This window comes from Rhodococcus sp. NPDC060176 (assembly GCF_042728675.1).
In the GTDB taxonomy this organism is placed as follows: Bacteria; Actinomycetota; Actinomycetes; order Mycobacteriales; family Mycobacteriaceae; genus Rhodococcus_F.
Map to the genome: position 1 here is coordinate 1 of NZ_JBHWYS010000011.1, position 12,509 is coordinate 12,509.

11 protein-coding genes are annotated in these 12,509 nt (G+C 63.2%); 7 read left to right on the plus strand and 4 right to left on the minus strand.

Features of this window, described 5'->3' with window-relative positions; all coding sequences use genetic code 11:
• Nucleotides 1-246: HNH endonuclease signature motif containing protein (locus ACFWEM_RS30530; protein WP_378539459.1), on the plus strand; the 246-nt coding region annotated here is incomplete at its 5' end.
• A gap of 80 nt (nt 247-326) precedes the next feature.
• Here ACFWEM_RS30530 and ACFWEM_RS30535 read toward each other — a convergent pair.
• Nucleotides 327-1,814, minus strand: coding sequence for an acetyl-CoA acetyltransferase (locus ACFWEM_RS30535; protein ID WP_378539460.1), 1,488 nt, complete (start codon nt 1,812-1,814; stop codon nt 327-329).
• 142 nt (nt 1,815-1,956) lie between these two features.
• On the opposite strand from ACFWEM_RS30535, the gene ACFWEM_RS30540 reads away from it, so the two are divergent.
• Entirely contained in the window at nt 1,957-2,781 is an 825-nt protein-coding gene (locus tag ACFWEM_RS30540) for an AraC family transcriptional regulator (protein ID WP_003946247.1), read from the plus strand.
• 43 nt (nt 2,782-2,824) lie between these two features.
• Here the strand turns inward: ACFWEM_RS30540 and ACFWEM_RS30545 are convergent, their stop codons facing one another.
• Together ACFWEM_RS30545 and ACFWEM_RS30550 are read right to left on the minus strand one after the other, a co-directional pair.
• On the minus strand, nt 2,825-4,582 hold the full coding sequence (locus ACFWEM_RS30545) for an ABC transporter ATP-binding protein (protein ID WP_378539461.1): 1,758 nt from the start codon (nt 4,580-4,582) through the stop codon (nt 2,825-2,827).
• Complete coding sequence (locus ACFWEM_RS30550; protein WP_378539462.1) at nt 4,579-6,237, minus strand: ABC transporter ATP-binding protein; 1,659 nt, start codon at nt 6,235-6,237, stop codon at nt 4,579-4,581. The genes ACFWEM_RS30545 and ACFWEM_RS30550 overlap by 4 nt, the downstream gene beginning before the upstream one ends.
• Nucleotides 6,238-6,479: 242 nt before the next feature.
• Here ACFWEM_RS30550 and ACFWEM_RS30555 point away from each other — a divergent pair, with 242 nt between their 5' ends.
• From ACFWEM_RS30555 to ACFWEM_RS30575, 5 genes are all read left to right on the plus strand, one after another.
• Nucleotides 6,480-7,382 (plus strand): siderophore-interacting protein, encoded by a 903-nt coding sequence (locus tag ACFWEM_RS30555; RefSeq protein WP_378539463.1) that lies wholly within the window; start codon nt 6,480-6,482, stop codon nt 7,380-7,382.
• 173 nt (nt 7,383-7,555) lie between these two features.
• The gene (locus tag ACFWEM_RS30560; RefSeq protein ID WP_378539564.1) at nt 7,556-8,536 is read left to right on the plus strand and encodes a Fe(3+)-siderophore ABC transporter permease; all 981 of its coding nucleotides are present in this window, start codon (nt 7,556-7,558) and stop codon (nt 8,534-8,536) included.
• Nucleotides 8,533-9,582 (plus strand): iron-enterobactin ABC transporter permease, encoded by a 1,050-nt coding sequence (fepG, locus tag ACFWEM_RS30565; RefSeq protein ID WP_378539464.1) that lies wholly within the window; start codon nt 8,533-8,535, stop codon nt 9,580-9,582. Before ACFWEM_RS30560 ends, fepG begins: the two co-directional genes overlap by 4 nt.
• A 23-nt stretch (nt 9,583-9,605) precedes the next feature.
• The gene (locus ACFWEM_RS30570) at nt 9,606-10,457 is read left to right on the plus strand and encodes an ABC transporter ATP-binding protein (protein ID WP_378539465.1); all 852 of its coding nucleotides are present in this window, start codon (nt 9,606-9,608) and stop codon (nt 10,455-10,457) included.
• A complete protein-coding gene (locus ACFWEM_RS30575; RefSeq protein ID WP_378539466.1) occupies nt 10,454-11,494 on the plus strand; it encodes an ABC transporter substrate-binding protein in 1,041 nt (346 codons plus the stop codon). The genes ACFWEM_RS30570 and ACFWEM_RS30575 overlap by 4 nt, the downstream gene beginning before the upstream one ends.
• A 1-nt stretch (nt 11,495) precedes the next feature.
• Here the strand turns inward: ACFWEM_RS30575 and ACFWEM_RS30580 are convergent, their stop codons facing one another.
• The gene (locus tag ACFWEM_RS30580) at nt 11,496-12,470 is read right to left on the minus strand and encodes an ABC transporter substrate-binding protein (RefSeq protein WP_378539467.1); all 975 of its coding nucleotides are present in this window, start codon (nt 12,468-12,470) and stop codon (nt 11,496-11,498) included.
• Nucleotides 12,471-12,509 lie beyond the last annotated feature (39 nt).

A 12,509-nucleotide genomic window follows, 5' to 3' on the forward strand; every position in this document is an offset into this window, starting at 1 on the left:
GCGTTTCCGGGGTGCGGGACACCGCCGGGGTGGTGCGATGCTCATCATATTGTTCACTGGAACGATGGTGGCCCAACGGATCTCGACAACCTGATTCTGTTGTGTGGCCATCATCATCGGACACTGCACCACACCGAATGGAGAGTGGAGATCGGCCCGGATCGGAAGACTGTGTTCTATCCGCCGATGTCGATCGATCCGTTCCAGCATCCGATCGGTGGGAACAGTCCACCGACAGCGGCGTGAACCTCCACAACTGAAGGCTCGAGCACCGGGGCATCACCATGCCCCGGTGCTCACCGCTGTCTACTGTCAGAACGCTACTGTCAGAACGTGAGCGTGAGTCGCCCGTTCTCGTCGCTGATGTGAACAGTTCGCCCGATCGCCGGCGGGTTGTCACCGCGAAGCTGCGTCAGTTCGGCGGCATTCTCGGGACCAGTGTGACCGGCGACTCGGCGGCCGTCCTGCGTCGTCGCGATCACGAACCCGATCTCAGGCTCGCCGGTGCGGCCGTATTCGACAGAGGCCGTGACTATTTCCGCCGCGCCCGTGTAACCAGTGATCAGTTCCGGAACCTCCGCAGTTAGCGCGCGTGCGTCGGGATCGCCGACGTACCCGTCAGCATGAGCAGCGGCGGACAACAGTACGCAGTGCTGGTAGGTGAGGAATCCACCGTTGCCGTGGACGAGGGCAAGGTTGGCGCCGTCACGAATTTGCCTGGTGACCTCGGCGACGGAATGCAGGGTGTAGCTGTTGAGTGGCCCACCGAAGAACGAGTGACCTCCGGTGACACTCGGGATCGCGGTATCCGGGAGTCCGAGTTCGCGGATCAACAGCTTGGGTACGATCGGGAAGCAGCTGTAGGCATCGACGATGTCGAGTGCGTCGGCACCGACTCCGGCACCATCGAGTGTGCGATGCACGGCGTCATGAATCGCGGCTGAGCTGTCGAAGCTGTTGCGGCTGAGGATGTCCAACGGATCATTCGCACCAGCGCCGCCCCAGAGGTACACCAGTTTGCTTTCATCGATCCCGAACTCGCGGGCCGTCGACAACGAGCAGACGACAACGGCCGCAGCCTGATTGACGAAGGGCATGGCGTTGAGCATCAGCGGGTACGGCTCGGAGACCATCCGATTGCCAGGTCCGACGGTGCCGATCTCGTCTGCCGATCGGATCTCCGACGTCCAGGAGGCTGGATTCTTCGATGCCAGCTCCGAGAACGCGGCGTACATCCTGGCGGACCAGGCGAGCGATTCGCGGGCGCCGTGGCCCTCGGCCGCACTGAAGCAGTTCTCGAAGAGCGGGTAGACGCGCGTCGGCACGATGAAACCGGCGCGCTGCATTTCAGGGCTTCCCAGGTCGGTCGGATCGAATCCGGGAGGCCCTCCGGGCGCTGCCGTCCACCCGATCGAGTCGGGAGCGACTCCGGACTTTCGCAGCGCGGTGCTGCTGGCGTGCGATTCGCCGCCCACGAGCAGAGCAGCCGAGGATTCACCGCGAGCGATGGCCGCGCCGATCCGATCGAGGAGCGCCGCGGGCCAGTGGCCACCGATCGGCGAGGTAGAGGTGACCTTGGGGGTCGCGCCTAATCGTGAGGCAAGCAGCCCGGGGAGATCGTCGTACGACCAGCTGACTGTCTTGATCGCGAACACGGAATCGATCTGTGTTCCCAGTTCAGCGTGTCCACTGTCGTTCAATGCGGAGACGGTGGCATCGTGAATCAGATCGAGAGGTTCGCGGTGCCCGTCGGCTGGGTTCCAGCGCAGATCGCCGACGCCGACGATGACCGGGATTCGTGATGCGTCAACCATCGTGTGCCTCTCGTTGCCGACCCGTAGCCGGGAGTTGCAGTCACGATATCGGGGCCCGCGGTATGTGTAACTCGCGGGTCACAGTCAACATTTTTCAGGTTCCTATTTAGGTATGCCTAACGAAAGTCCTATACTCGTCATCATGACAGCTGTGGCAGAGAGAATTTCGGTGCCCGTGGGGCCGCGTTCCATCGATCACCCCTACTCGATGACAACGGTTACTCTGAAGCTCTCTCACCAGCGGCAGTGGGCACCGCACCGTCACCCTGAACATGAGCTGATCTGGGGAAACTCCGGTGGAATGCTCACGGTTGTCGCTGACGGCATCACTTGGGAGGTTCCGCCTTCGGCCGGACTGTGGCTACCCGCCGGCGCGTTGCATGCCGTGAAGGCAGGTCCGGGTACCGAGTTCTTCTGCACCTACTTCCGGCCTGAGGCTCATGCTGCCCCCTCGGGCGTTCCGGGCTTGTTCGGTGTCAGTGCTCTCCTACGTGAGGTACTCCTGCACATGCATCGGCGGAACATGCCCGACGAGGCGCGTAGTCGCGCCGAGCGGGTGGCATTCGACATGCTGCAGCCGCTCGAAGTTGCTGCGGTGGAGGTTCCGATGCCGACCGATCCGCGGGCGCTGTTCGTTGCCGAAGCATTGGTCGCCAATCCGGCAGACCAGCGGTCGCTGTCGGAATGGGCACTGACGGCTGGCGGCAGCGTCCGTACGTTGACGCGAGTGTTCGCTCAGGGCACGGGAATGACCTTTGCACAGTGGCGAATTCAGGTTCGAGTCCGCGCAGCCCTGACGTATCTGGCTGCTGGAGTGCCGGTTTCGGTTGTCAGTAGGCGAGTCGGGTACGAAACTCCGAGTGCGTTTGTCGCAGTGTTCCGTCGGGTCACCGGTCGTACGCCCGGCAGCATGATGAACAAGGGGAGTGTGGCGCCCGAATCGGTGCCGTACCTTCTGCACGCTTGAGGTAGGTCGCACCGGGCGGTAGTGCCCGGTGCAACCGTCGCGGTCAACGTCGCGGCGCGGACCACGCTTCCCACAGTTCCGCGTACCGACCCCCGAGGTTGACCAACTCGTCGTGAGAGCCTTGCTCGACGACGCGGCCGTCGTTCATGACCAGGATTTGGTCGGCGTCGACGGCCTGTGAGAGTCGGTGTGCCACTGTTACAGCAGTGCGACCCCGGGTCAGGGCCAGCGCGGCATCGTCGAGGACCCTGGCTCCGGCGCTACCCGCTTCGGCGGTCGCCTCGTCGAGAATCAGCAGCGGCGGATCCAGCAATTCGATTCTTGCCAACGCGAGTTGCTGTGCCTGAGTCGCGGTCAGCCGGTGTCCACCGTCCCCGATTACGGTTTCGAGCCCGTCCGGCAGGGCCCGCAGCCAATCCGACGCACCGACGGTATCGAGCGCCGCGGTGATGTCGTCGTCGGTTGCCGACGGGTCAGCCAGCCGTAGATCCTCGGCCAACGTGCCGGCAAAGACGTGGACCTCCTGAGTCACGAGGGCCACCGCGCTCCGAGAAGTCGACCGTGGCAATTCGTTCCGGGGCACCGTCCCGATCTTCACGGTGCCTTCGGTCGGCTCGTAGGTACCCGCGATCAGTTTTGCGACCGTCGATTTTCCGGCTCCGGTTGCGCCCACGAGTGCCGTGACGGTCCCGGCCGGAATGGTGATGTCGATGTCTCGCAGAACAGGAGCGTCGCCGCTGCGGTACGAGAACGTCACCTCCTCCAAAGACGCTGAACTGTCGACAGGTTCATGTGGATCGGACGGCGCGGGTGGCACGGGTGCAAGGGTGACTCCGACCAGTCGAGCCAATGCGATTGTGCCTTCCTGCAATTCGTCGAACACGCTGAGAACCGCGCCGACCGGATCGAAGAGCCGGTGGAAGAACAGTGCTGCGGCGGTGGCGGCACCGATGCTGATCTGGCCGTCTCTTACCAGCCAGAAGCCAGTGATCAGCACGGCGGACAGGCCGATGAATTCGGCGATGTTGAGTCGGCCGAAGAACCTGGTGCGTAGACGCGTGGTCAACAAGCTGAGCCGGACCGCTGCCATCGATCGAGATTCGATCTGTTCCAGGTGGGGCTGAGCCAGACGAAGTGATCCGACGGTATCGGAGTTGCTCAGTGAGTCCAGGAGTTGTTGCGCACGTGCACCTTCTGCCTCCCGCTCCTCGCGGTAGACCGGTGCCGACTTCGAGAGATACCAGCGCAGCGCCTGGATCTGGATGGGCGCCGCGATCACCGCGGCAATGGCGAATCGCCAATCGAGGCTGCCCAATCCGATCAGGGTCAACACGATGGTCAGTGCCGCGGTGGCAAAAACCGGAAGTGCTTCGGATACAGCGCGGGTCACCAAGCGGACGTCCCCGGTGATGCGGGAGACGAGATCTCCGCGCCCGGCTCGTTCGACGTCGCTCTGCGGAAGATCGAGAACCCGGACGACAACTTCTTCGCGCAGGTCGGCGACAACCCTTTCGCCGACGCCGGCGAGCAGGTAGTTGCTGACTCCGACGAGAAGGGAGGAGGCAACCGCGATGGCGACCAACGCGAGAGTCAGCGTGCCGATGCGCGAGACAGCGTCGCCGTCTCCGTCCGTCACAGCGTCGACCATCGCGCCGAGGACCAGCGGCGTGAGCAGGCCGATCGCGGTCGCAGCAGTCAGAGTGACGACGGCGGCGACGGCGGATATCCGGTGCGGACCCATCAACCGAAGTGCTGCGCGACGTGCCTGTTTCGGTGTCGCGGTGGGGAGTAGTTCGTTCACAGCTCGATCACCCGATCGCAGATATCGAGCAGCACGGGGCTGCTGGTCAGAAGAAGAGTCGCGTGAGCACCGCGTACCTCGGCGATCCCGCGTGCAATTCGCGCTTCGGTGACGGAGTCGACGGCAGTGGTGGGATCGTGCAGCACTAGAACTGGAGCTTCGCTCGCCAGTGCCCTTGCCAGGGCGATGCGCTGACGCTGACCGCCGGAGAGCGAATTTCCCTGCTCGGTGACTCGGGTGGCGAGGCCGAGTGGAAGGACCGAGATCACCTGATCTGCGGCAGCGGCGGCGATTGCGTCGTCACTGCGGCTGCCGATCGGTGCGAGTGCCTCGATGTTGTCACCGACTGTGCCGATGAACAGTGCCGCGTCGTGCGGCGCAGCCAGAACATGGGTCCGGAGCTCGTCGATGTGCAGTTCGTGAATGGCGTTGTCGCCGAGATGAATCGTTCCGCTCGAAGGCTCGATTCGACGAGCCAACGCGTCGACCAACGCATCCGCCCAGGCCGCATTCTCGGTGACGATGCCGATGATCTCGCCGCGTTTGACATCCAGGTCGACTGGTGACGCTCCGGCCAACACGACGTCACTCAGCGTCAGGAACTCCGAGTGGTTCAGAGGTGCAGGATCACTCGCGGGAGTGACAGCCTCGCCGGTCCCGAGAAGCGCTGCGACGCGGTTGGCGGAAGCGCGGGCCCGTGCCAGGCCGGCGCCGAAGTAGATGATGTCGATCAACGGACCTCGAAGGAACTGTGCCAGACCCACCACGGCCACGAATTCACCGACCGAGATGCTCCCGGATGCTGCCATCCGTCCACCGACGTACGCGATGACGGCCAGGAAAGCGCCGGCGATCGCCACGTTCGCGGCGGAGTACATCGCTTGGTATCGCTGTGCGCGAAGGGTTGCTTCCAGCGAAGTCCGGCTGGCTCCCCGATAACGCTGCGCTGCAGCGTCTCCGGCGCCGATTCCGGACAGGATCCGGAGCCCCGACAGGAGGTCTGCGGCCAGTGCACCGGCTTTGGCTCCCTGCCATTGATCGGTTTCGGCTCGGCGTTCGAGCGGTCGGCTGACCACCTGCATGAGGGCGAGCACCGGGGGAGTGCCGACGATGACGAGGAGGCCGAGCGGTACCGAGATCACGAGTAGCGAGATCGCTGCGGTCAGTACTCCGCAGGCCGCGGCGAGTTTTGTGCTCAGTGTGTGCGTGAATCCGGCCACCGAACCCGCGTCGGATGTTGCGATCGAGTAGACCTCGCCGGGCATGCGCCGCGGTGACATGCCGTGCGGATCGAGGCCTCGGCGCGCGATGTCCATCCGCAAGCGGTGTGCTCCGTGCTCGGTGACGGAATCGGAGATGCGCGCCGCAAAGCGCCAACTGAGCAACAAACCGGTGAAGAGAATTCCGAGAACGAGGATCCACTTTCCCAGTGCTGCCGCATCGCTGGTCGCCACAGCTCGGTCGATGACCGCACCGATCACCACCGGCACCAACGCTTCCGCGACCTGGTGGCCCGTGAAGCCGATGGACGCTGCCGCCAGCTTGGCTCCGCGTCCGTCGGAGGCGATCGCGCGTGTGATTACCTGGCGCGGCGTGATCGCCGGGCTGGTTGGGGGACCGTTTGTATCGGCCGAAAGAAGTGGTGTCGAAGGCACTGGGTCCACGCTAGGGACCGTGGGCGGTAGTCAGAAGTCACACAGGTGCCAATACTTGTCGTGAACAGGCCATACGTCTGGCGGTGGCCGAATCGCGATAGTAGTTGGCCCCGTTGCGGCGGGGAAGGCATCGACTCATCGACAACACTGCAATAAATTAAGGTCTACCTTACTTAGCGCGGGTTAACTATGTCCGGAAGTCGGATTGATCCTCGTGTTCGGGTCCGGTTCATGTTCCATCGATGTTGGAGATTGTTGTGAGTCTTGTGTTCGGCGAGGTACTTCACAAGGAGTACGTGACCCCGGGAATGGTTCGTATCGTGTTCGGTGGGGAGGAGCTGACCGCGTTCGAAACCACCGGCACCGGCGACGAATACCTGCGTCTGCACTTCCCGGTCCCGGCCACGGGCAAGTTCGTTCTGCCGGCCGAAGATCCGGACGCTCCGCGCGGTTGGCGGTACCCGGAGGGCGAGGAACCGTCCCCGTGCCAGCCGTACACCGTGCGACGGTTCGATACCGAAGCCAGCCGCATGACGATCGACTTCGTCGTTCACGAGGGCGGCATCGCCAGCGACTGGGCACAGAAGGCCGAGATCGGCGACAAGTTGGCGATCGGCGAATCTCGCGGGCTCTACGAGCCGCCGGCCGACGCACGCTGGCAGGTATTCGTCGCCGACGCGACTGGACTCCCCGCACTCGGGCGCCTGATCGAACAATTGCCCGCCGGCATCTCGGCAAAGGCAATCGTCGAGGTGGTGGACGAGTCTCACAAGCAGCAGATCACCTCCGCGGCCGACGTCGAGTTCATCTGGCTTGTCGGCAGCGGCAACGGTATTGCACCGTCGAAACTCCCGGACGCGGTCCGTGCGATGAACCTCCCCACCGATCTCGGATACGTGTGGGTGGCCGGCGAAAGCACGATGCTCCGTGACATCCGCAAGTACCTTCGCCACGAACTGAAGTTGCCGGGTGAGCAGTACAAGGTCATCGGTTACTGGACCTACAAGGCCGAGGTGTGGAACGCGAAGTACGAGGCCCTCGACGAAAGTGTCCGTGCGGCACTCGATGCGGCCTGGGAATCGGACCGCGACGAGGAAGAGATCCGCGACGAGGTCGAGAAGACTCTAGAGAGCGCCGGCTTGTGACCGTTGGATTCGACAAGAGCGCTGTCGACAAGAGTGCTGGCGACAAAAGTGCTGTAGACAAAAGTGCAGTCGACAAGAGCGCCGTCGACAAACACACCGAAGAGCTGATCGACGAGTCGCTGCAAGAGAAGCAGAAGCAACCCGACGGGCTGGTATCGACCAACTCTCGTCGTATGGCAGGTCTTCTGGTGTGCCTGGTAGTGCTCGCCGCCGTGCTCCTTCTGAGCATCGCGGTGGGTTCGAAGACCATTCCGTTCGGCACCGTGATCGACGCTTTGGTGAACTACGACGACTCCAATGATCACGTGATCATCCGCGACCTGCGGCTACCGCGAACTCTGCTCGGTCTGATAGTCGGTATGGCGCTCGGTGTGGCGGGCGGCCTCATCCAGGCGATGACGCGAAATCCCTTGGCTGATCCCGGAATTCTCGGTGTCAATGCCGGCGCGGGGTTCGCGATGGTTGTTGCCGTCGCGGTCTTCGGATTGACCAGCATCTGGTCTTACATCTGGTTCGCTTTCCTCGGCGCGGTGATAGCCACGGCGATCGTCTACACGTTGGGGTCGATCGGCCGAGGTGGTGCGACGCCCATTCGGCTGACCCTGGCCGGTGTTGCCATCGGCTCGGTGCTCGGCGGCATCTCGTCCGGCATCACCCTGCTCAACCCGACCGCCTTCGACCAGATGCGTCAGTGGAATGCCGGCTCACTCAGCGGACGTTCGTTGGAAATCGTTCTGGCCGTTGCCCCCTTCATTCTCATCGGACTCTTCCTGGCGCTCGCGTTGGCGCGCCAACTCAACGCCGTGGCCTTGGGTGACGATCTGGCACGTTCGCTCGGTGCCAACATCACCCGCACTCGTATCCTCGGTGTCATTGCGGTGACCTTGCTGTGCGGCGCGGCGACCGCTGCGGCCGGCCCGATCGGATTTGTCGGTCTGATGGTTCCCCACGTCGCGCGATGGTTCGTCGGGCCAGATCAGCGATGGATTCTCCCGTACACGTTGGTGTGCTCGCCGATTCTTCTTCTCTTCTCCGACGTCGTCGGCCGAATCGTGCTGCGCCCGGGTGAACTTCAGGTCGGCATCGTCACGGCCTTCGTCGGTGCTCCGGTGCTGATCATGCTGGTGCGTCGAAGCAAGGTGAGCGGTCTGTGAGCATCGATTTCGGGCGCCCCACCACGGTGGTGCGCTCACCCAAAGAAGGCTGGTCCGCGCGGATCGACGTCCGTACGGTCACTGTCTGCCTCATCCTCGTTGCGCTTGCACTGGCGATCGGTGTCATCGCCCTCGGCAGTGGTGATTACCAGGTGCCGATCGGGGACGTCCTCGGCGCCCTGTTCGGCGAAGCTCCCGCGCGTATCCACATGGTCGTCGTGGAATGGCGTCTGCCCCGAGTTCTGTTGGCGCTGATGCTCGGTGCGGCACTGGGCATGAGTGGTGCGATCTTCCAGTCGCTCACCAGGAATCCGCTAGGTAGCCCGGACATCATCGGCTTCAACTCCGGTGCGTACACGGGCGCTCTGGTGGTCATCCTCCTCATCGGTGGCACTTATTACGAGATCGCAGTCGGCGCTCTGGTGGGCGGAATCGCCACCGCAGCAGTCGTTTACCTTCTTGCGTACAAACGTGGCGTGCAGGGATTCCGGCTGATCATCGTCGGTATCGCCATCAGCGCGATGTTGGGCTCGGTCAATACCTGGATGATCCTCAAGGCGAAGCTCGACGACGCCATGGCTGCCGCAGTGTGGGGTGCCGGTTCGTTGAACGGTCTCGGCTGGACTCAGGTGTGGCCGGTGGTTGTCGTGCTGGCCATCCTCATTCCGCTGATCCTGGTGTTGGGCAGGCGGATGCAGATGCTCGAGATGGGCGACGACGCCGCCAAGGCGCTCGGCGTCCGGGCCGAACCGACCCGGCTTTCCCTGGTTGTTCTCGGTGTTGCATTGACAGCCATGGTGACGGCTGCGGCCGGGCCCATCGGGTTCGTTTCGCTGGCGGCTCCGCAGTTGGTCAGACGATTGACCGGTAGTGCCGGAGTGACCCTGCTGCCGTCGGCGGCGATGGGTGGAGCACTGCTGATGATCAGCGACTGGGTGGCGCAGCGAGCTTTTGCACCGACGCAGTTGCCGGTCGGCGTCGTCACCGTCTCCATCGGTGGCATCTATTTTGTTTGGCTTCTCGCGCGAGAGGCACGTAAGCAGTGATCGGTGAAGGAACGAGGAACAGTGTGAACGAGACAAGTGCGGCCGCCGTCGTGCCTGAAAGGACGAATCGGCTTCGCGCCGAGGACGTCACGATCGGTTACGACAAGCGCGTCATCTCGGAGCACCTCGACGTCGAGATCCCCGACGGCGGCTTCACCGTCATCGTCGGTCCCAACGCCTGCGGCAAGTCGACGCTTCTGCGTGCATTGTCGCGGTTGCTCAAGCCGACGACCGGCAAGGTCCTCCTCGACGGCAAGGCGATAACGTCGTACCCGGCCAAGGAAGTTGCGAGGCGACTCGGGCTTCTGCCGCAGACGTCGATCGCTCCGGACGGCATCAAAGTCGCCGATCTGGTTGCGCGCGGACGTTATCCGCACCAGAAGCTGATCCGCCAGTGGTCCCGAGAGGACGAGGCCGCCGTCATCAATGCGATGGAGGCAACCAAGGTCACGGATCTGTCGGCCAGACCGGTCGACGAACTGTCCGGCGGTCAGCGCCAACGCGTCTGGGTCGCTATGGTTCTCGCGCAGCAGACCCCGTTGGTGCTGCTGGACGAACCGACGACCTTCCTCGACATCGCTCATCAGATCGAGCTGTTGGAGCTGTGCCGCGATCTGAACGAGAACGACGGACACACGTTGGTGGCCGTGCTTCACGATCTCAACCACGCGTGCCGCTACGGAACTCACATCATTGCGATGAAGGACGGCGCGGTGGTCGCCGAAGGCCCGCCCGCGGAGATCATCACCGAAGAACTGGTGCAGGAGGTGTTCGGCATGGCATGCCGCATCATCGACGATCCGGTTTCCCACACACCGCTGGTCATTCCGCTGGGACGCGAGCGTCAGCGAAACAACGAAGGAGCAAACGTATGACACTCGTCCTGGATACGCAGGTTACCGACACGGAGTGGGCTCAGATCGTCGACCGCATTTCACGACGCCGATTCTTCGGTGGCGCTGCCGGTGTGGCTGCAGCACTGGCGCTGAGCGCCTGCGGAAGCTCCGATGGCGAATCCGACTCGGCCAGTGACACTCTCCCGTACACGTGGGCCGAGTTCAGTGGCGACGTTCCACGCGACCCCAAGCGTGTGGTGGTGCTCGACGGCCGGGTCGACCTCGAATTCGCGATGATGATGGACTACCCGATCGTCGGTTCGGGCAACTTCTGGTTCCCCGACGCCAAGGCGGGATTCCAGTTTCCCGGCCGCACCATCGAGGACGCGAGCTTCGTCAACGTCGCCGGCGACTTCTCCACCAACTTCGAGGCGTTGCTCGCTCTCGAGCCCGATCTGATCGTCATCACTGCGATCGGATACACCAGCGACTGGTACGGCACCGAGCGCTTGTCCTCCATCGCGCCGCTGTTGGTCGTCGGCGACGACGTCGAACCGATCGCCGGACACCCGGTCGACTGGCGAGGTGCGCTGATGGCGCAGGCGAGCCAACTCGACCGGGTTGCGATCGCCGAGGCTTCCATCGCGGAGTACGACGACAAGCTCGCGAGACTGCGTCCGATGTTGCAGGAGAAGCTCGGCGGAAAGAAGATCGTGTTCGGCGTTCAGACGCCGACCGGATTCCTGGTGCACCAGCGGAATCTGCGGATCAGCGTCGCAATCGATGCCGGCCTCGACGTGCTTTTCCGTGACGACGACAATGCAGAGAACTCGTTCGAGTTGTCTTTCGAGCAACTCGACACCTTGGCTCCGGCGGATGTGATCATCGCGCAAGCACGCGATCAGGAAGCACTCGACGCGATCAAGACGCAGCCGACGTGGCAGCGGTTGCCTGCAGTCCAAGCGGGCAACGTGTTGACCAGCGACGCGCGATATAACCAAGGATTTGCGCTGACCGCGGCCATCTTCCTCGACGTTCTCGAGGAAGCGGCCGGGCGAATCACCGCTGGACAGTAATTCAGGCGACGTTGCGGGCCTGGTCGAGTAGTTGTGCAACCCCCTCGAACCAGGCACCGTAATTGGCGTAGGTGTTGGGACGCTTGTCGTCGAAGTCGATCACCTGGTTCGCGGTCACCGCGGGCAGCTTGACGAAAACGGGTGATGCTGCGAACGCTTCCGCCGACTTCGCGAACTGGAAGACGATGTCCGCCGGATAATCTGGGACCTGCTCCCAGCTGAGGTCGGCCCAGCCTTTGTCACCTCCCGGGCCGGTGAACTTCACGCCGAGTTCCTTCAGGTAGCCGAACTGAGCGAGTGCGGTTGTGCCCGCGTACAACTCGGAGCCGTCGCCGTTCAGAGCGAGTACTTCGATGTCGTCAACCTTGCCCGCGGCGGCTCGGATGCGCGCTGCCCCGGATTCGAATGCTTCCTTGCCTTCGCGCGCCGTTGCTGTGTCGGTGTCTCCGCCGAGAGCTTCGGCGAGTGAGGCGTATTCGCTCAACACGTCCGGCGTCGAAGAGCCGGAGAACTTCACACCGACAAACGGTGCAACATCGTTGACGGTCTTGCCCATCGGCTCGTCCCACCAAGTCCATCGGGTCGGGTCGTCGCTGTTTCCGTACCCGATGACCAGGTCTGGGTCCAGCGCCGCAAGAGCTTCCGCGCTGAGTTCACCTTCACGACCGACGACGGTCATCGTCGACTCGTCAGCGTGATCGGTGACGTCGGGATTGCCGACGCCGTAACCGAAGATGCCGACCGGCCGAATGCCGTAGTCCCACAGCGCAGCAGCGGAGTACGCGTCGACGACGATCCGCTCCGGGGCGTGATCGAGGGTGATCGTGTTTCCGTATCCCGTTGTGTAGCTCCAGGACTGGTCCGTCGAACTGGCCTCGGTAGAAGTTGATGCGTCGCTGCTGCCGCAGCCGGTGAGTAGGAGTGCGGCAACGACGGGTAGTGCGGCGAAGCCTGCGAGCCTGCGAGTGATTTTCATGAGAACCTTCCGAACATGGCGAAATAAGCTAGGTAAGCC